Consider the following 18,424-nt stretch of genomic DNA (forward strand, 5'->3'; position numbering starts at 1 on the left):
CTCGGCGGGAGGTCAGGGCACTTCGACGCGGTCGAACACCCGCTGGATGATCTTCTCCGGCGTGAGGTCCTCGGCCTCGGCCTCGTACGTCATCGCCACGCGGTGGCGGAGCACGTCGAAGGCGATGGCCTTCACGTCCTCGGGCGTGACGAAGGCGCGGTGGCGCAGGAACGCATGCGCGCGCGCGGCCTGGGCCAGGGAGATGGTGGCGCGCGGCGAGGCGCCGAACTGGATGTAGTCGGCCAGGTCCTTGAGGCCGTACTTGCCCGGCTCGCGCGTGGCGAAGACGACGTTGAGGATGTACTCCTTCACCTTCTCGTCCATGTAGATGTGGTGGACGAGCTCGCGGGCGCGCACCAGGTGCTCCACCGCGATGACCCGCTGGGCCCGGGGCGTGGAGCCTCCGGACATGCGGTCCATGATGATCTTCTCCTCATCCCGCGTCGGGTAGCCCACCTTCACCTTGAGCATGAAGCGGTCCACCTGCGCCTCGGGCAGCGGGTAGGTGCCCTCCTGCTCGATGGGGTTCTGCGTGGCCAGCACGAGGAACGGCTGGGGCAGCCCGAAGGTCTGGTCGCCGATGGTGACCTGGCGCTCGGCCATGGCCTCCAGCAGCGCGGACTGCACCTTGGCGGGGGCGCGGTTGATTTCGTCCGCGAGGACGATGTTCGCGAAGATGGGGCCCTTGCGGACGGTGAAGTTCGCGGCCTGCTGGTTGTAGATCATCGTGCCCACGACGTCCGCGGGCAGCAGGTCGGGGGTGAACTGGATGCGCATGAACGTGGCGCTGAGCGCGTCCGCCACCGTGCGCACGGTGAGCGTCTTGGCGAGGCCGGGCACGCCCTCCAGGAGCACGTGGCCGTTGCACAACAAGCCGATGAGGATGCGCTCCAGCATGTAGCGCTGGCCGACGATGACCTTGCCGGTTTCCTGGTTGAGGACCTCGACGAAGCTGCTTTCCTGCTGCACGCGTTCGGTGAGCGCGCGGATGTCCGTGTTCATGACGCCTCGGATGAGACTGGCGGCGGGCAGCCTAGGGTTGACCGGGTATCGGGCTCAACACCGCAGAAGCCCGGGCATTCCGGTAAGTTGGGTCCCCTTGTCCCCGAGGACCGTGTCCATGGCCCCATTGTCCCCCACTTCTCGTCCCGCCTCGCGAATTTCCAGGGGCCGTGGGGGGCGACCATGAAGCGCTCGGCCTGGGCCCAGGCGCCCTCGGCGGGGCCCGTGGAGGCGGGGCTGCTGGCCCAGTTGGCCCCGGCGGTGACGTCCACGGTGCACTGGCTGCCCGGAGGGGGGGCGCTGAGGGTGCTGGAGGGGGGCCAGGGCCCCACGGTGGTGCTCCTGCACGGGCGCGGCGGGGCGGCCTCCCTGTGGTTCGCGTACCTGACGGCGCTCTCGAGGGGGCACCGGGTGCTCGCGGTGGACCTGCCCGGCTTCGGGATGTCCTCGCCGACCGAGGGGCCCGTCCGCTCGGCGGAGGAGGGAGTGGGGTTCTTCACCGCGCCCGTGGAGGCGCTGCTCGAACAGCTCGCGCCCGGGCCCGTGTCCGTGGTGGGTCACTCGCTGGGGGGACTGGTGGGGGTGGAGCTGGCGCTGCGCTCGCGCGTGCCGGTGGAGCGGCTGGTGCTGGTGGACGCGATGGGGCTGGGGCCGGACATGGCGCGCAAGGCGCGGGCATTCTTCCGCGCGGGACCGGAGCGGCTGGCGCGCTCGCTGGGGCCTTGGGCCTGGGCGCGGATGATGCCGCCCGCGCCGACGCCGCTGGGGGAGCGGCTGGGCGCGCTCGACTACGAGCTGATGTCGGCGCCGGGTGGGCACGACGAGGCGGCGCGGGCCTTCGACAGCCTGGTGCCGCTGATGGGGCCGGTGTTCCACCGTCGGGAGCGGCTCGGTGAAGTCACGGCGCCGGTGCTCCTGGTCTGGGGTGAGCGCGAGGACGTGCTGCCCCTGTCGCTCGCCGAGGAGGCTTCCCGGCGCTTTCCGAACGCGAGGCTGGTGCGCGTGGACGCGGGCCACAGTCCCCATCAGGAGCGTCCCGAGCGCGTGCTCCCCGAGCTGAAGACGTTCCTCGCCGCGAGCGGAGCGCCGTAGCGCACCGCGCCCGCGTCGATGCCGCGGATGCCCGTGGACCTCCACGACGTGGTGGGGACGAGACGCGGAGGACGCCTACGAAGCGGGCGTCCTTCGGAGATGCGGACGCGCGCGAGTATCCTCGGAGCAACGTGTGCGGCTCACGGGTCGAAGCGGATGATGCGCTCGATGCGGTACGTGCCGGCGACATCCAGGGCCTTCACGAGCATCAGGTCGCCACGCTGTCCCAGGGACAGCGACTGACGCGCGGGCTGCGTGAGCCGGACCGTATCGCCCGGCTTCGCGCCCTTGCCGGACAGCGGCACCGCGAACAGACCCGCGCCATCCACGGTCTCGACGGCGCCGAGGACTCGCAAATCTCCCAGCTCTTCAATCTTCCCCACGTGCGCGAGCACCCGCTTCTTGCCCTTGGCGCGCACGGCCCGGTTGACGGCGATGCCCACGTCGCCGGTGAAGGACCTTCCATCCGCGCCGAACAGGCCGATGCCCCGGAGCAGCAGATGCACCATGCCGGAGCTCTCGTTCTGGGGGATGGACTCGTAGCGCGAGACATCCGCCGCCTCGGCCCGGCCGCTCGCGAGCGCATCGAGCGCCGTGGCCAGCGCGACGAAGTTGAGTCGCACCAGGGGCTCGTCCGGAGGCAGTGAGGTCCACGCCCCCGTCTCGATGAGCACCGAGGGGGTCCCCCATCGCGTCATGTTGTCGCCGAAGGCCCGCGACTCGAAGCTGTCGTCGTAGCGCCCCACCTGTCCGGGCGCGAGCGTCTCCACCGCGTCGCGAATCACCGCGCAGACCTTCTTCGCGAGCAGCCGCCCGGAGTTGTCGCTCCGCGCCTTGTCGAACGCGGCCGCGAGCACGGAGATGGACGCGGGCCGGCCCGTGTCCCCCACCCCATGTCGCCAGCCCTGGTTGTGCAGGTTGAAGCCGATGAACGGTTGGAGCTCGTCACGCAGCTTCTTGAGCGTCCGCGCCTCGGGCGTCTGGAGCGCGAGCGCATCGCGGTTGATGTCGATGCCCTGCGCGTTGCGGCGCTGGAAGCGCTCGGCGCCATCCGGGTTGAGCATGGGCACCGCGTGGAGCGTGAGCGTGGAGAGCAACCTCGCCACCCAGGGCTCGTCACGGTGGGTCCTCAGGTACTCGAGCAGGTCCAACAGCGCGGTGGTCGCCGTGGGCTCGTCCCCGTGCATCTGGGACCAGAGCAGGACGTGACGCGAGCCCGTGCCCAGCGCGACATGGTGGAGCGCGCGCCCCTCCACCGAGTGCCCCACGACCTCGAGCCGGAAGAAGTCGGGTGAGCGCGCCTTCAAGTCCTTCAGGTGTCGCTCCACATCGGCGTGACGGACGAGCGGCGCCACCGGGAGCGACGCGAGATGGACCTGGTCCCACCGCTCCGCGAGCGCGTGGGGTTCGGGGACGGTGACGACCGGAGAGGTGGACATGGGCGAGGCCACGGGCTGCGCGGTTCGAGCGAGGGCCGGTGCGGGCACCATCCCCCAACAACAGGCGACGACACGAAGGAGACGACTGCGTCCAACCTGGAACATGGCGCGCTCCTGGCCGCGGGGCCATCAGGACTTCTGGGCGGGACGCAGCAACGTCTCGAGGAAGCGCAGGTACTTCGGGTCCTCTTGCTCGAAGATCTCCTTGTCCGCGCCCATGAAGGCCCGTGCCAGCTCGTCACCGGCGCGCCGCAGGTCGCCCAGCTCGAACTCGCACTGCCCCAGCCGCAGGTGGATGAACGGGTTGCCCAGGCCATCGGGCGCGTGCACGGCGTCCTTGAGCGCGGCGCGGGCTCGCGAGAACTCCCCCATCTGGAAGAGCATGTCACCGATGGCCGTGCAGACCCACGTGGTCGCCTCGTACTCCATCCACGGCTCGGGGATGAGCTGGAACGCGGCCTTGAAGGACCGCAGCGCCGCGGCGGGGTCGCCCTTCTCGGCGAGTTCATCCCCCTCGGCGCAGAGCGCCTGGATGCGCTCGTGGACCTCGTCCGGAATCTCGGGCATGTGCACCTCACCACGGGCGGAAGACCGCCGTGCACGGCTGCGTATACCACCCTTCCCGGTGTGCAGCGCGCTGCACAACCCGTGGGCAGGCGGCCATCCCACCGCGTGTCCCCGCGCCTCGTGCCGAGGAGAGCCCCGGTCGGGTACGACTCTTGGATAGACTCCGAGCGTGCCGAAAGACCTGCTCGAACTCGATGCGACACCCGAGCGACTGCGCGCGCTCGCCGAGGCCCGCGTCATTCCTCCCGACGCCCTGGAGCGCGCGCTCGCGCTCTCCACGGCTACACCGACGTCCGACGCGTGGCGGCGCTTCGTCTCCACCGTGCTGCTCGGCCTGGGCGCGCTGCTGGTGCTCTCCGGCGTCATCTACTTCTTCGCCTACAACTGGGCGCAGATGCACCGCTTCGCCAAGCTGGGGCTCATCGGCGTCGGCATCCTCGGCACCGCGCTGCTCGCGCGCAGGCTCGGTGACACGCTCGCGGGACAGTGCAGCCTCTTCGCCTCGTCGGTCCTCGTCGGCGCGATGCTGGCCGTCTACGGGCAGGCGTATCAGACGGGCGCGGACGCGTTCGAGCTGTTCGTCGGCTGGGCCGCGCTCATCCTGCCCTGGGTGCTCGCGGCGCGCTTCCCGCCCCTGTGGCTGCTCTTCCTCGTGCTCGCGAACACCGGCATCGCGCTGTTCCAGGACCAGGTTTTCGGAGGGGGTGACGCAGCGAAGGGCTGGCTCGCCGTGGTGCTCGGGCTGCTCAATGGCCTGGCGTGGGCCACCCACGAGCACTTCGCCAACCAGGGTGTCTCCTGGCTGCGAGGCCGCTGGCTGCCCCGCGTCCTCGCGACGATGGCCGTGCTGCCCCTGCTCGCCGTCGGCACGTCGTTCATCATCATCCCCAGTGAGGTCCGCCTCAGCGGGCTCGCCGCCCTGGTGCTGCTGCTCGGGACCTTCGCCGCGGAGTACGCGCTCCACCGGCACCTGCGCGGCGAGCTGTTCCTGCTCACCCTGGGCGCGCTCTCGGCGATGACGCTCGTGACGACGGGCCTGGGCCGCGTGGTGTTCGAGGGCACGAAGGACGAGCTGGGACTCTTCATCCTCCCCATCCTCATCATCATCCAGGTCGCCATCGCCGTCAGCTGGCTGCGCGCCGAGGCCCGCGCCACGGGCGCCTCCGAGGAGTCCTGACATGTCCCTGCGCCCATCCATCCAACAGGTCCTCGAGGGTCTGAGACGAGAAGGCCAGGTCGACGAGCTCGCCGGGTCCCGCGCCCGCTCCACGCTCGAGGTGCACCAGCGCACCAGCACCGCCTCGCCCTGGTTCGTGAAGGCCTTCGCCGCCTTCGGCGCCTGGCTGGCCGCGCTCTTCCTGCTGAGCTTCTTCGCCTGCGTGGGACTCTGGGATGAAGAGGAGGTGTTCGCCGTCATAGGCATCGTCCTCGTCATCGCCGCCGTCGCGCTCCGGCGCACCATCCATGGCGTCTTCCTGGAGCAGCTCACGCTCGCGCTGACGCTCGCCGGCGTGGGCATGGCAGGGGCCGGGGTCGCTCAATTGGGCTCGGACAATGCCGGTGTCGGAGCCGGCCTCGTCCTCTGCCTGGTCCTGCTCTTCGTCTACCCGGACGCCACCCTGCGCTTCCTCGCCACGCTCGGCGCGGGCGCGGCGAGCCTCTATCTCCTGCTGGAGCTGGTGTCCGGGCAGGTCATGGACCTGGGACTGCTCGCGTGCACGGGACTCCTCCACTGGCTCTTCCTGCAACAGGCGAGGTTGCGGACCGGCAAGTACGGAGACCTCGTCGGCCCCGTCAGCTTCGCGCTCGCCTGCGGCCTGCCCGCCGCGATGCTCACGCGCCTCGCGTCGTTCCTCGTCGAGACACACGAGTGGTCCCAGACGCTGCCGATGCCCCTGCTCACGCTGGGCCTCACCGCCATCACCCTCTACACCGCGTGGCTCATCATGCGGGAGCACGACCTGGCCCCCTCCGGAGCCCCTGGCGCGGCCGTCTTCGCCGCGCTCACGCTCGTCGCCGTCCTCACGGTCCACACGCCCACGGTCATCTGCGCGGTGGGGCTCATGGCGCTCGGCTTCCATCGGCGCAGCAGCCTGATGGTGGGAATCGCCACCGCGTTCCTGCTCGCCTCGGGCGCCTGGTACTACTACGACCTGAGCGTCACCCTGCTCGCCAAGGCGCTCGCGCTCATGGGCAGCGGGCTCGTCCTGCTCGGGCTCCGGCTCTTCCTCTCGCGCCGCTTCCCCCAGGCGCCGTCCCCCGTGGAGGCACGCTGATGCGCTCGCCCCTGTTCTTCGTCGGACTGCTGCTCGCGCTCGCCGTGCCGCTGGGTCTCACGGTCCAGAAGGAGCGCGTGCTCTCCACCGGCACGGGCATCCTGTTGGAGCTCGCGCCCAGGGACCCTCGCTCGCTGATGCAGGGCGATTACATGGTGCTCGACTACGCGCTCACGCGGGAGCTCAACAACACGTACGAGAAGTTTCCCCAGGACGGGGTGCTCGTGCTGAAGCTCGACGGCGACGGCGTGGGGACCTTCGCGCGCATGGACTCGGCCGTCGTCCCCCTGGCTCCGGATGAGCACAGGCTGCGCTACCGCATCAGGAACGGCCGCTTCCGACTGGGTGCGGAGTCCTTCTTCTTCCAGGAGGGACACGCCAGGCGCTACGAGCGAGCGCGCTACGCGGAGCTGAAGACCGCCGACAATGGCAACAGCGTCCTCGCGGGCCTGCGTGACAAGGAGCGCCAGCCCCTGGACGCCAACTCCGCTGACGACGTCGACGCGACGACCCTCACCGACACTCCCGACGAGGGCGAGGCGAACCCCAACATCGATGCTCCCACGGACGTCGATGCGCCCACCACCATCGATGCCCCCACCACGGTCGATGCGCCTGCTCCCGTCGAAGCACCCACCATCGACAGCCCCAGCGCGGCCGACGCTTCTACCGACGTCGACACTCCCAACGAAAAGGAGCCCACCGTCATCGAGTAGCCCTTGCGAGGATGCCTTCCGACGACGCGGCGCCTACTGTCATCGAGCAGCCCTCGCAGGGCGGCTCCTGACGACGAGGTTCCTGCGCGTCATCCAGCACCCTCTCAGCGGTGACTCCCGATAGCGCGTATCCCACTGACATCCAGCCCCCCTCGCCCGGGGTGACACGGACGACGCAGCCCTACCGGCCTCAGGCTCCTCTCGCATCGAGGAGATTGAATCCGCCGACGTGGCTCCCTCCTCCTCCAGCCCCCTCGCCGGGGTGACACGGACGACGCAGCCCACCGGCCTCAGGCTCCTCTCGCATCGAGGCGCTTGAATCCGCCGACGCGGCTCCTTCCTCCAGCGACCCTCCCGGGGTTGGCGCCCGCTGCCCATCATCCAGCCCCCTCTCCCCTCGGGATTGACTCCCGGGAGGGTTTCGCGCATCATTTCGTTGATTTCGATAATCAAAATCAAAATCATCAAGAAGGAGACACGCGATGCTCGGTCAGGGATGCGGCAAGAGGGTGCTCGCGCGGGGGCCATGCGCCGAGGTGACGCGTTGCACCTGCGGTCACATCCACCTGGCGATGGGGCCGGTGACGATTCGTGTCGAGGAGGAAGTGCTGCGCGCCATCGGCATGACGCTGGCCGAGGCGGTGCACAACCTGGATGAGCCCGAGCGCTCGCACACCAACGAGGCGGAGAGCGCGCCGTCGATGCAGGCCCCGACGTTCGGCGGGTGGAAGCAGTGAGCGCCACCGGGACGTTGCGTCTGCCGCGCAACGAGCAGTCCGCGCGCGTGCGCCGGCTGAGCGAGAGCGAGGCGGAGGCCCTCCAACCGGTGTCCCCCACCTCCGCGCCCCTGTCCGTGCTGCTCACGGAAGGAACCGCCCGGGCGCACGAGCAGGCCGAGCGCTCCGTGTTCCTCCAGTCGCTCTTCGGCGGTTCGTGGGAAGGCATCTACGGCCAGTACGTCCGCGCCCAGCACTACGTCAGCTACCTGCGCCAGCTCCACCTGCTCTACGCCACGTACGAGAGCGTGCTGCCCCGCGCCGCGCGCACGTCACTGACGCCCGTGCTGCTGATGCCGGAGCTACGGCGCGCGGACGCGCTGGAGGCGGACCTGGCGTACTTCTGCGGCGAGACGCGCACGGAGACCTTCGCGTGCGTGGAGACGCGGCTGCACGCCGAGCGCCTGCGCGAGGTCGCCGAGGACGCGCCGCACCTGCTCGTGGCGCACGTCTATGCGCGGTGCGTGCTGGACCTGTTCACCGCGCCGGAGCGCTCGCGCCTCGTCGCGAGCGCCTTCGAGCTCGAGGACTCCCGCGGCACGCTGTTCCACGGCTCCGCCACGCCCGACGAGCTGACGGCGCTGCGCGTGCGGCTGCACTCGCGCATCGACGGCCTGGAGCTGGAGGAGGACGAGGCGCGCGAAATCATCCAGGAGGCGCGCATGGCCTTCCGACTCCAGGCGCTCGTGTGCGACGAGCTGGCCCGGGGAGCGACGGGAATCTCCCCGCCGTCGGGCGGCTACCGGGGCGGGTTCAGCGCCTCCCAGTAGTTGGGCAGCCCGCGCAGGTGGTTGCCGCCGTCCACGTCCAGGCTCTCGCCCGTCACCCAGCCGGAGTCCTCGGAGCACAGGAACTGCACCACCCGCGCCACCTCGTCCGCCAGCGCGTGCGCGCGGCCCAGGGGCGTTCGCGCCAACAGCTCGCGGTGCATCGTCGGCCCCTCGATGAAGGCCGCGGCCTGGGGCGTGTGGGTGGCGCCCGGCGCGACGACATTCACGCGGATGTTGTGACGCCCCAGCTCCAGCGCCGCCGCGCGTGAGAGCTGGGCGAGCGCCGCCTTGGACGCGCTGTAGTGCCCCAGCCCCTCCGACACCACCGTCTGACACAGCGACGAGACATTCACGACCGCGCCCGGTTGATTCCGGGCGATGAGCGCGCGGGCGAAGGTCTTCAAGCAGAGGAAGGGGCCCTTCAGGTTCACCGCGAACAGCCGGTCCAGCTCGTCCTCGGGCAGGTCCATCAGCAGCGACAGCGACACCGTGCCCGCGTTGTTCACCAGGATGCCGGGCAGCCCCAGCTCGCGCGTGGCGCGCTCGTGGGCGCGCTCGACGTCATCCACGCGACACACGTCTCCGGCGAAAGGGACGGCGCGCGCGCGACCCTCCGCCTCGCGGTTGAGACGCTCGGCCGCCTCCACCACCTTCGTCTCCGTGCGTCCGAAAACGAGCACGTGGGTGCCCTCGCGCATGAGCCGCGAGGCGACGGCCAGACCGATTCCCTGCGCACCACCCGTGACGATGGCGCATTGAGAGAGGAGCTTCACCGTTCTCACCCCCGAGTGTCGTGTCTCTCGGAAGCTAGCAATGGCTCCTCTGCGCGAGCATTGTACCGCGGGCCACTTGGCGTCGACTCAGGCCGCCTCGTCCTCGGAGAGCAGGTCCGCGAACGGCGAGGCGTCCTCACCCAGCGCCTTGTAGAGCGCCTCCACCTTCTCCAGCTCGCGCTTGAGCGCCTTGTGGTGGTTGCGGTTCTTCACCAGGCTCTCGCGGCCCAACAGCTTGAAGCCGTCATCGCGCCCCACCTGCCGGATGGCCATGCCCAGCACCAGTCCCCGGAACGCGTCCGCCAGGTCCAGATCCAGGGGCGCGTTGCGACGGCGCGCCTCCGCGACGAAGGCCTGCGCCGCCGCCTTCAGCGCGTCCGGCAGCGGCTTGCCGCCCGGCGCCTGCTCGTAGTCGAGCGCGCGCGCCACGTGCTTCTCGTGGAGCACCAGCTCGCCACCGGACACGGCGTGCTCCACCATGGCCAGCGTGTACGCACGGCGCACGATGTTGTCGAGCTGCCGCAGGTTGCCCGGCCACGCGCTGCCGACCAGCAGCCGCTCCGCGTCCGGCGTCACGCGCGCGCTGCCCTCGGGGGAGCGCTCGCGGTGGCGACGCTTCACCATGTACTGCGCCCAGAGCGGGATTTCGTCCTGGCGCTCCTGCAGCGCGGGCATGCGCACGGGCAGCACGTTGACGCGGTAGTAGAGGTCCTCGCGGAAGCGGCCCGCGCGCACCTCGGCGTGCAGGTCCGCGTTGGTGCCGATGATGAAGCGCACGTCCGCCTGACGCTCACCGGTGCCCTCGCCCAGCGGGCGGTAGCTGCGCGACTCCAAGAGGTGCAGCAGGCCCGCCTGCGCCTTGAGCGACAGCTTGTCGATTTCGTCGATGAACAGCGTGCCGCCGTCCGCGCGCGCCACGCTGCCGGGCGCGTCGCGCACCGCGCCCGTGAAGGCGCCCTTCTTCCAACCGAAGAGCTCCGCCATCTGGAGGTCCTCGGGCACCGTCACCAGGTCCAACGTCTCGAAGGGCTTGCCCCGACGGTTGGAGCGCTCGTGGCACCAGCGCGCCAGACGGGACTTGCCCGCGCCCGTCGCGCCGCTGATGAGGATGGTCTCGTCCTGCAGCGCGAACACCCGCAGGATGGGCAACAGCTCCGCCATGGAGCGCCCCACCACCGGCAGGTACTCGTCCACCTCCGGGGTCGCCACCGGACGCTGCGGCAGGCCGGCCAGGTACGGCGCCGCCACGTCCGCCAATAGTTGGAGCCGCTCGCCCGACTCGCGCCAGACGAACTCCTGCCCCATGGCGGCCAGGCAGTCCGCCTCCAGGGAGATCATCCCCTCGATGCTGCCGCCCGGCGTGCGCAGGGGCAGCACGCACACGTGCGTGGCGTGGCGGCCCAGGAAGCGCTGACGGCTCTCGTTGCTGTGGAACCCCGCGAGCCCCGGGTCACCCGTCACCGGGGCGTCCGGCGCGTGCGGCTGCACCGTGCCCACGTTGACGTCGATGGACACCGCGCAGCGATGCTCCACCACCGCCCGCCACGCCGTCGCCGACGTGAAGAAGGGCGTCCCCACACTCGCATCCGTAATCTCAGTAGCGCCCACATCCAGCGCGGCCAGGCGCCGATAGGCTTCCCCCGGGCGCAGGTGGACGATTCCGCGAAGCACGCGGGCTCGGGCTGCGTACCGACTGGACGCAACGGCGTCCTGCGCCACGGCCAACATGTGCTTGAGGGTGGTGGTCGCAGCGGTCTCGAAATCCTTCGCCCCCCGCAGCGCGCTCATGAGCTGCGGCATCTCCTCGTGCATCCACTCGCCTCCGTCCGGTGCCATCCGAGAGTACCCGCCAAGGGCCGCATCGGAGGGGAGGCAGTGTAGCGGAGATGAAGAACGCGGAAGGAGCGGCCCCTCCTTCCGCGTTCCCGAACCTCGCTGACGGCTGGGCACCCGGTTTCCCGTGGCGCCGCGTCGGAATCCCATGCGTGATTCATGCCAGACACGCATTTCACGTCTTTTCACGGGTTTGGCTCCGAAAGGGGCCTCCAGAGGCCCGAATCCGCGTCCAACTGGTACGCAGCCGCGTCCCAAAGCGACGCAGATGGGACGTGTGAGGGGGGCTCGCTATGCTTGACGCCCCTTATGACGGATTTTTCTCGGCTTCCCACGCTGCCTGGGGTGGGGGCGACCATTGGTCCGTACGAGCTGCTCGAGGTGCTCGGGCAGGGGGGCATGGGCGTCGTCTACCGGGGGCAGCATCCGGAGACGGGCGAGGCGGTGGCGGTGAAGACGGTGCGCGCGGCCTCGGAGGTTCCGCTGGCCAGCATCCGTCGGGAAATCCATGCGTTGCGCCGGCTCCGGCATCCGGGCGTGGTGCGAATCGTCGCGGAGGGCGTGACGCGGGGGCTGCCCTGGTACGCCATGGAGCTGCTCCGGGGACAGACGCTGCGGCTGGCCACGCCCGCGCCGGGGACGGGAGCGCTGGACCGCGAGCGGCTGAAGACAACGCTCAACCTGACCCGGCGGCTGTGCTCGGCGCTGGCGTTCCTGCACGGCAACGGGCTGGTGCACCGGGATCTCAAACCGGAGAACGTCTTCCTGCGTCCGGATGGGACGCCGGTGCTGGTGGACTTCGGCATCGCCGCGCGCTTCGGCGGCTCACGGGGGCGCGAGACGCTGGACGTGAGCGGCGTGGTGGTGGGCAGCGACACGTACATGGCGCCGGAGCAGCTCCGGGGCGACTACGTGGACGCGCGGGCGGACCTCTACGCCCTGGGCTGCATCCTCTACGAGCAGCTCACGGGACGGCCGCCCTTCGTCCCCGGCCGAGAGGGGCCGCTGCCCCATCAGCACCTGCACCTGACGCCCGTGCCGCCGGGCCTGCGCGTGGAGGGCGTGCCCGCGGCGCTGGACGCGTTGGTGTTGCGGCTGCTCGCCAAGCGCCCCCAGGAGCGGCCCGGGTACGCGGAGGACGTGTCGTCCGCGCTCGAGGCCCTGGGCGCGGAGCATGGTGAGGAGGGCGCCGCCGCGGCGCCCCGGACGCCGGCCTATCTGTATCGGCCGGACCTGTCGGGACGCGGTGGTGAGCTGGGCCGGCTGCTGGCGGCGCTCGACGCGGCGTCGCGCGGACAGGGCGGCCGGGTCTTCCTCGGCGGAGAGAGCGGCGCGGGCAAGACGCGGCTGGCGCTGGAGCTGGCGGCGGAGGCGGGCTGGCGGCGCATGGCGGTGGTGACGGGCGAGTGCGTGGCCATGGGCGAGGGCGGCACGGATCTACACGCCGCGCCCCTCCAACCCCTGCGTCCGCTGCTGCTCGCGGTGGCGGACCGCTGCAACGAGCGCGGCGCGGCCGAGTCGGCGCGGCTGCTCGGTCCACGGGGCCGCGTGCTCGAGGCGTACGAGCCGTCCTTGTCGCAGCTGCCCGGTCAGCGCGAGCTGCCCGAGCCCCCTGCCCTGCCCGCGCAGGAGGCGCGCCTGCGCGTGTTATCGGCGCTGCGCGACACGCTGTGCGCGCTGGCGGAGGCGCAGCCGCTGCTGCTGGTGCTGGATGACTTGCAGTGGGCGGACGAGCTGACGCTGAGCTTCCTGTTGGAGCTGGACGCGCGGCACCTGGCGAAGCGGCCGGTGTTGCTCGTGGGCACCTACCGGATGGACCAGATGGGGCAGGCCCTGCGCGAGGTGGTGGGCGCGTCCGACGCGGTGCGAGTCGAGGTGGGCCGGCTGGACGCGAGGAGCGCGGGGCAGATGGTGCGCGGCATGCTCGCGCTGCGCGAGGTGCCCGAGCCCTTCGTCGACGCGCTGGTGCACGAGACGAGCGGCAACCCCTTCTTCATCGCGGAGTACCTGCGCGCCGCCATCGACGCGGGCCTGCTCTTCCGCGCGCCGTCCGGCGAGTGGCTCTTCGAGGCGCAAGGCAGCGCCGGCGGCCGGCCCCTGCCCCTGCCCGGCAGCATCGCCGAGCTCATCGAGCGGCGCCTGTCGGACCTGGGCGAGCACGGGCGCGCGCTGGCGGAGGTCGCCTCGGTGCTGGGGCGCGAGCTGGATGAAGAGCTGCTGCTGTCCGCCGCCGCGCTGCCGGAGGGCGCGAGCGCGGAGGCCGTGGAGGAGCTGCGGCGTCGGCAGGTGCTGGAGGAGTCCGAAGGAGGCCGGCTGCGCTTCGTGCACGACAAGCTGCGCGAGGTGGCCTACGCGCGAATCCCGGACCCGCGCCGACGCACGCTGCACCATCGCTGCGCGGAGCGACTGGAGACGCAAGGCGCGACTTCACCCTCGGGCCTGACGCCGCTGGCCGCGGGGCTCGCCCACCACTGGTCCCGCGCGGGAGTGCCCGAGCGGGCCAGCGGCTGGTTCGCGCGGGCGGCGGACGCGGCGCGCGCGGCGTATGCCAATGGTGACGCCATCTCCTTCTACGAGTCCGCGCTGCGCGAGGCCGCGGCGTCCTCGGGGAACGCGCATGCGTCCGGCCCGGACGCGCCCCAGGTGGCGCTGGATGTCGTCTGGGAATCGCTGGGTGAGGTGCTCGCGCTGACCGGACGACAGCAGGCCGCGCGTCAGGCCTTCCTCCACGCCCTGGCACGGATTGAGCAGACCCAGCGTGTCCGTCGCGCCAATGTGTTGCGGAAGGTGGGCAAGTCCTTGCAGACGCACCATCAGAACGAGGAAGCGCTGCGGGTGTATGCCCAGGCCCAGGCCGAGCTGGGTCCCATGCCCGACAGCGTCTCCTCCTTGCCCGGGCAGGTGGAGGCCGCGTGGTGGCACGAGTGGGTGCAGCTGCAGGGTGAGCGCATCACCGTGCACTACTGGCTGGCCCAGCTCGACGAGATGCGGGCCCTGGTGGAGGGAGTGCGTCCGGTGATGAAGGCCCACGGCACGCCGCTGCAGCGCGCGCGGTTCTTCAACTCGCTGGTGCAGATGCAACTGCGCAGCGAACGCTATCGAGCATCGACAGAGACCGTGGCCCACGCCCGGGCCTACGCGGAAGCGGCGCTGGAGTCCGAGGGGGAAGCGGAGCACGCGGGGGCCCGGTGCGTGGTCGCCATGGTGTTGCTCTTCCATGGCGCGCTGGATGAGGCACAGAGCTGGATGGAGGAGTCCCTGCGCGGAGCCGAGCGGCAGGGAGACGTGACGTTGCAGACGCGCTGCCTCACCTACCTCACCGTCATCCTCCGCTTGAGGGAGCGGGTGGCGGAGGCGAGCGAGGCGACGGAGCGTACGCTGGAGCTGGCGACTCGCTCCGGCATGTCGGACTACCTGGGCGCGGCGCACGCCACCCGGGCCTGGGTGGCCTCGCGCGCCCGGGACCTCGTCTCGGCGAGACAGGCCGCCACGGAGTCGCTGCGGCTGTGGCAGGCGCTCTCGCTCGTGTACCCCTTCCAATGGCTCGCGCGCTGGCCCCTGCTCGCCGTGGAGCTCTCGGAAGGGGCGCTGCCCCAGGCGTTGGAGCAGGCCCGGGCGATGCTCGAGGCCCACCAGCAGCGGCAGCCGGACGTGCTCACGCAGGGATTGACGCAGGCGTTGGCGCTGGCGGACGCGGGTCGGGAGGAGGAAGCGCGGAGCGCGCTCCTCCAGGCCTGTGAGTCGGCCCGGCGGCTCTGCTATCTGTAACTGGATTGACCGCAGGTGCTTCCTTCCACCCGCCAGGGCCTCGGGGCCCGTGGCCTTGTCTCCGAGGTGCGCATGGCAGGCCCGTATGTGTATTTCTTCTTCAAGCCCGAGCGCGTCACGCTGCTGGAGGGCTTCTCCACCCAGGTCACCGTGTGGGGCGTCCCGTCGCGCAGTCCCAACCTGCCCGAGAACGTGACCAGCAAGATGAACTTCCGCATCGAGGGCAGCGACGGCTCCATCGGCCTCTCCCAGCCGGCGCCGGACGTCCTCGAGATTTCCGGACTGGATGACAACATCAAGCCCGCCACCGTCATCGCCGCGCCCAAGAACAACGACACCGAGTTCCCCCGCATCGAGGCCCGCCTGGAGTGCTCGGTGGACCAGTCGGATTTGCTCATCTACGCGCCGGACGGGAACATCTACTGGCTCAAGCCCGAGGAGTGGCAGAAGGCCCAGAAGCTGTCCCCCAAGGACAAGAGCCTGACGGGAGATCTGGAAACGCTCCTGAAGAACGAGACGGTGGTCGCCAACCTCCCGGTGCCCGCCTACGTCGCGGCGCCCACGAGCACGGCGGCCGAGAACCTGTCCGACGCCGCCGAGCCCATCACCTGCTTCCTGCTCAACCTCAACAGCATCCTCTTGAGCTACAGCCCGGGCGCGAACCTGAAGGCCGGCGAGCAGGGCCCCGTCTACCGCAATCCCGACCCCCAGCCTTGATGCGCCCTTTCAACTTCGACACCGGCAGCGCGTCCCCCGGGACGTCCAAGCAGTTCCGCCAGGGGACCCACCGGGTGATGACACCCGAGCAGACGCTGGAGCGCGTGCAACGGCTCATGCCCGTCATGGGCATCACCCGCGTCGCCAACGTCACGGGGTTGGACACGATTGGCCTCCCGGTGGTGATGGTGACGCGGCCCAACGCGCGCTCGCTGGCGGTGTCGCAGGGAAAGGGCACGAGCCTCGCCGCGGCGAAGGCGTCCGGGCTGATGGAGTCGGTGGAGGCGTACCACGCCGAGCACGTCACCCTGCCCCTGAAGCTGGCCACGTACAACGAGCTGCGCTTCCGCGCGCCCGTGGTCGACGTGGACAGGCTGCCTCGCCTGTCGGTGAGCCTGTTCCATCCCAACTGGCGCACGCTCTGGGTGGAGGGCGTGGACCTGCTGGGTTCGGGCCCGCTGTGGCTGCCCTTCGACCTGGTGCACACGGACTTCACGCTGCCGCTGCCCACGGGGAGCGGCGCGTTCCTCATGAGCAGCAATGGGCTGGCCTCCGGCAACCACGTGCTCGAGGCGATGCTGCATGGGCTGTGTGAAGTGGTGGAGCGCGACGCGACGGCGCTCTGGCAGGTGCGTGGCGAGCAGGCGCAGGCCGGCACGCGACTGAAACTCGACTCGGTGGACGACGCCGGATGTCGCCACGTGCTGGACCTCTACGAGCGCGCGGGCATGGCCGTGGGCGTCTGGGAGACGACGAGCGACATCGGAGTGCCCGCGTTCAGCTGTTACATCGTCGACCGGGAGCCCGAGCCGCTGCGCCCCGTCGCGGTGGCGGGTGGCATGGGCTGTCATCCCTCGCGAGCGGTGGCCCTGCTGCGCGCCCTGACGGAGGCCGCGCAGAGTCGACTCACGCGCATCAGCGGGGCACGAGATGACCTGCACCGCAAGGCGTACGAGGCCGCGCGCGAGGGCGTGACGGCGGAGCGACTGCGCAAGCGGCTGGCCGAGGATCCCGCGGTGCGGGAGTTCCAACAAGCGCCCCATCACGACGCGGACACGTTCGAGGAGGACCTCGCGTGGGTGCTCGCGAGGGTGCGCTCGGTGGGCGCAAGCCAGGTGGTGGCGGTGGACCTGACGAAGCCGGAGCTGGGGCTGCCCGTCGTGCGGGTGGTGGTGCCGGGACTGGAGACGACGCACGAGGCGCCCGGATATCAGCCAGGCCCAAGGGCACGGCAGATGATGCGCGGAGACGCGCGATGAAGGTCTTCATCTTCACCGGCCCCACGCTGCGCGCCGAGGAGGCGAAGCTGGAGCTCGACGCGGTGTACCTGCCTCCCGCTCAGCAGGGCGATGTCTACCGCGCGGCGTGCGAGAAGCCGGTGGCCCTGGGCATCATCGACGGGTTCTTCGAGCACGTGCCGGCGGTCTGGCACAAGGAGCTCCTCTGGGCGATGTCAGAGGGCATCCACGTCTTCGGGGCCTCGAGCATGGGGGCGCTGCGGGCCGCGGAGCTGGCCACCTTCGGAATGGAGGGCGTGGGCTCCGTCTTCGAGGACTTCCGTCAAGGCGTGCTGGAGGACGATGACGAGGTCGCGGTGGCGCACGCGAGCGCCGAGCATGATTGGCGCCCCCTGTCCGAGGCGATGGTCAACATCCGCGCCACGCTCGCGGCGGCGCAGGCAGCGGGTGCGGTGAGCGAGCCTGTTCGCGCCTCGCTCGAGCAGCGCGCCAAGGCGCTCTTCTACGTGGAGCGCGCGTGGCCGAAGCTGCTGTCCGGATTTCCCCGCGCGGAAGTGGAGGCGCTGGAGGCCTGGCTGCCGAAGGGGCGCGTGGATGTGAAGCGCGCGGACGCGGTGGCGATGCTGCGCATGATTCGCGCGCGCGTGGAGGCGGGCCTTTCGCCCAAGGAGACCCGCTTCCCCTTCCAGCACACGGATGCGTGGGAGGAGGCGCGACGGCGCGCGGCGCGGCAGCCGCTTCGACAGACGGCACGCGCCTCGGATGGCGTGGGAATCGAGGCGCTCCTCGATGAGCTTCGCCTGCGCGGAGAGCTGAAGGACGCGCGACGGGCGAGCATGGCGCGAGCGCTCGCGGTGGAGGAGGCAAGACGGCTGGGGCGCGTCCCGGATGCAGGGGAGCTGCACGCGACGAAGGAGGCGCTGAGCCACGAGCGGCACCTCACGCCGGAGTCCTTCGAGCGGTGGAAGACGGAGCAGCACGTGGACGACGTCGCCCGGCTGCTGCGGGACGAGTCCCATGTGCGCTGGGTGGAGGCGCTCATGGAGCCGGATGTCTTGCGGCACCTGGCCGACCACCTGCGACTGACGGGCGAGTACGCCACCCTGCTGGAACGCGCGCGCGACAAGGAGCAGGTGCTCGACGCGGCGGGGCTTTCACTGCCCAAGCTGGAGGACGCGGGCATCACCGAGGGCGCGCTGTGGGCCTGGTACTTCGAGGAGAACCAGGGGCGCATGGTGCCCTCGCAGTTGGAGCAGGCCGCGCGCGACGAGGGCTTCGCCGACGTGGCCTCCATGCGCAGGGCCGCGCTGCGTGAGCTTTGCTACGTCCTCACGAAGGCGGGCGCCGCGGCCTGAGAGGGATTGGACCTCCCCCCGCAAATCTTGCATGACCGGGTTCACCCAAAGCCCGTGCTAGACCCCGCGCGCGCTCGGCGGCGCGAGGGGTTTGGCACAGGG

Annotated in this window: 15 protein-coding genes; 10 read left to right on the plus strand and 5 right to left on the minus strand. The window is 70.7% G+C overall.

Annotated features, from left to right (window positions below; translation table 11 throughout):
- Positions 1 to 12 precede the first annotated feature (12 nt).
- Entirely contained in the window at positions 13 to 1,002 is a 990-nt protein-coding gene (locus AC6JA9_RS32370; protein WP_248541956.1) for an AAA family ATPase, read from the minus strand.
- Between the two features lie 183 nt (positions 1,003 to 1,185).
- Between AC6JA9_RS32370 and AC6JA9_RS32375 the strand changes: the two genes are divergently transcribed.
- On the plus strand, positions 1,186 to 2,094 hold the full coding sequence (locus AC6JA9_RS32375; RefSeq protein WP_408889501.1) for an alpha/beta fold hydrolase: 909 nt from the start codon (positions 1,186 to 1,188) through the stop codon (positions 2,092 to 2,094).
- 140 nt (positions 2,095 to 2,234) lie between these two features.
- On the opposite strand, the gene AC6JA9_RS32380 is transcribed toward AC6JA9_RS32375, so the two are convergent.
- Both AC6JA9_RS32380 and AC6JA9_RS32385 read right to left on the minus strand, forming a co-directional pair.
- Entirely contained in the window at positions 2,235 to 3,533 is a 1,299-nt protein-coding gene (locus AC6JA9_RS32380) for a M14 family metallopeptidase (RefSeq protein WP_223748221.1), read from the minus strand.
- A 129-nt stretch (positions 3,534 to 3,662) separates the two neighbouring features.
- Complete coding sequence (locus tag AC6JA9_RS32385; RefSeq protein ID WP_223748220.1) at positions 3,663 to 4,100, minus strand: tetratricopeptide repeat protein; 438 nt, start codon at positions 4,098 to 4,100, stop codon at positions 3,663 to 3,665.
- A 169-nt stretch (positions 4,101 to 4,269) separates the two neighbouring features.
- Between AC6JA9_RS32385 and AC6JA9_RS32390 the strand changes: the two genes are divergently transcribed.
- From AC6JA9_RS32390 to AC6JA9_RS32410, 5 genes are all read left to right on the plus strand, one after another.
- Positions 4,270 to 5,277 (plus strand): DUF2157 domain-containing protein, encoded by a 1,008-nt coding sequence (locus AC6JA9_RS32390; RefSeq protein ID WP_483578523.1) that lies wholly within the window; start codon positions 4,270 to 4,272, stop codon positions 5,275 to 5,277.
- Position 5,278: 1 nt separating this feature from the next.
- Complete coding sequence (locus tag AC6JA9_RS32395) at positions 5,279 to 6,376, plus strand: DUF4401 domain-containing protein (RefSeq protein ID WP_483578524.1); 1,098 nt, start codon at positions 5,279 to 5,281, stop codon at positions 6,374 to 6,376.
- Positions 6,376 to 7,092, plus strand: a complete 717-nt coding sequence (locus AC6JA9_RS32400) for a GDYXXLXY domain-containing protein (protein ID WP_267699874.1) — start codon at positions 6,376 to 6,378, stop codon at positions 7,090 to 7,092. Before AC6JA9_RS32395 ends, AC6JA9_RS32400 begins: the two co-directional genes overlap by 1 nt.
- A gap of 482 nt (positions 7,093 to 7,574) precedes the next feature.
- Positions 7,575 to 7,829 (plus strand): hypothetical protein, encoded by a 255-nt coding sequence (locus AC6JA9_RS32405; RefSeq protein ID WP_483578525.1) that lies wholly within the window; start codon positions 7,575 to 7,577, stop codon positions 7,827 to 7,829.
- Entirely contained in the window at positions 7,826 to 8,638 is an 813-nt protein-coding gene (locus AC6JA9_RS32410; protein ID WP_483578526.1) for a biliverdin-producing heme oxygenase, read from the plus strand. The genes AC6JA9_RS32405 and AC6JA9_RS32410 overlap by 4 nt, the downstream gene beginning before the upstream one ends.
- On the opposite strand, the gene AC6JA9_RS32415 is transcribed toward AC6JA9_RS32410, so the two are convergent.
- Positions 8,608 to 9,411: an SDR family NAD(P)-dependent oxidoreductase gene (locus AC6JA9_RS32415; RefSeq protein WP_141329268.1), complete on the minus strand. Its 804-nt coding sequence runs from the start codon at positions 9,409 to 9,411 to the stop codon at positions 8,608 to 8,610. The two genes, AC6JA9_RS32410 and AC6JA9_RS32415, sit on opposite strands and share 31 nt — an antisense overlap.
- An 87-nt stretch (positions 9,412 to 9,498) precedes the next feature.
- Positions 9,499 to 10,659 (minus strand): sigma-54-dependent transcriptional regulator, encoded by a 1,161-nt coding sequence (locus AC6JA9_RS32420; protein ID WP_497958336.1) that lies wholly within the window; start codon positions 10,657 to 10,659, stop codon positions 9,499 to 9,501.
- An 894-nt stretch (positions 10,660 to 11,553) separates the two neighbouring features.
- Here AC6JA9_RS32420 and AC6JA9_RS32425 point away from each other — a divergent pair.
- The 4 genes from AC6JA9_RS32425 (at position 11,554) to AC6JA9_RS32440 (ending at position 18,322) form a co-directional block, all read left to right on the plus strand.
- Complete coding sequence (locus AC6JA9_RS32425) at positions 11,554 to 15,012, plus strand: serine/threonine-protein kinase (RefSeq protein WP_497958337.1); 3,459 nt, start codon at positions 11,554 to 11,556, stop codon at positions 15,010 to 15,012.
- Between the two features lie 72 nt (positions 15,013 to 15,084).
- A complete protein-coding gene (locus tag AC6JA9_RS32430; protein ID WP_141329272.1) occupies positions 15,085 to 15,729 on the plus strand; it encodes a hypothetical protein in 645 nt (214 codons plus the stop codon).
- Entirely contained in the window at positions 15,729 to 16,988 is a 1,260-nt protein-coding gene (locus AC6JA9_RS32435) for a YcaO-like family protein (protein ID WP_497958338.1), read from the plus strand. The genes AC6JA9_RS32430 and AC6JA9_RS32435 overlap by 1 nt, the downstream gene beginning before the upstream one ends.
- Positions 16,985 to 18,322, plus strand: coding sequence for a TfuA-like protein (locus tag AC6JA9_RS32440; protein ID WP_483578529.1), 1,338 nt, complete (start codon positions 16,985 to 16,987; stop codon positions 18,320 to 18,322). Before AC6JA9_RS32435 ends, AC6JA9_RS32440 begins: the two co-directional genes overlap by 4 nt.
- The last annotated feature ends 102 nt before the right edge of the window (positions 18,323 to 18,424 follow it).

This window comes from Myxococcus sp. MH1 (assembly GCF_059738865.1).

What these genes read in the sequence shown, in the direction of transcription:
- AC6JA9_RS32370 (WP_248541956.1), bottom strand. Translation starts at nt 1,002, where the DNA reads ATGAACACGGACATCCGCGCGCTCACCGAACGCGTGCAGCAGGAAAGC.
- AC6JA9_RS32375 (WP_408889501.1), top strand. Translation starts at nt 1,186, where the DNA reads ATGAAGCGCTCGGCCTGGGCCCAGGCGCCCTCGGCGGGGCCCGTGGAG.
- AC6JA9_RS32380 (WP_223748221.1), bottom strand. Translation starts at nt 3,533, where the DNA reads ATGTCCACCTCTCCGGTCGTCACCGTCCCCGAACCCCACGCGCTCGCG.
- AC6JA9_RS32385 (WP_223748220.1), bottom strand. Translation starts at nt 4,100, where the DNA reads ATGCCCGAGATTCCGGACGAGGTCCACGAGCGCATCCAGGCGCTCTGC.
- AC6JA9_RS32395 (WP_483578524.1), top strand. Translation starts at nt 5,279, where the DNA reads ATGTCCCTGCGCCCATCCATCCAACAGGTCCTCGAGGGTCTGAGACGA.
- AC6JA9_RS32400 (WP_267699874.1), top strand. Translation starts at nt 6,376, where the DNA reads ATGCGCTCGCCCCTGTTCTTCGTCGGACTGCTGCTCGCGCTCGCCGTG.
- AC6JA9_RS32405 (WP_483578525.1), top strand. Translation starts at nt 7,575, where the DNA reads ATGCTCGGTCAGGGATGCGGCAAGAGGGTGCTCGCGCGGGGGCCATGC.
- AC6JA9_RS32425 (WP_497958337.1), top strand. Translation starts at nt 11,554, where the DNA reads ATGACGGATTTTTCTCGGCTTCCCACGCTGCCTGGGGTGGGGGCGACC.
- AC6JA9_RS32430 (WP_141329272.1), top strand. Translation starts at nt 15,085, where the DNA reads ATGGCAGGCCCGTATGTGTATTTCTTCTTCAAGCCCGAGCGCGTCACG.
- AC6JA9_RS32435 (WP_497958338.1), top strand. Translation starts at nt 15,729, where the DNA reads ATGCGCCCTTTCAACTTCGACACCGGCAGCGCGTCCCCCGGGACGTCC.
- AC6JA9_RS32440 (WP_483578529.1), top strand. Translation starts at nt 16,985, where the DNA reads ATGAAGGTCTTCATCTTCACCGGCCCCACGCTGCGCGCCGAGGAGGCG.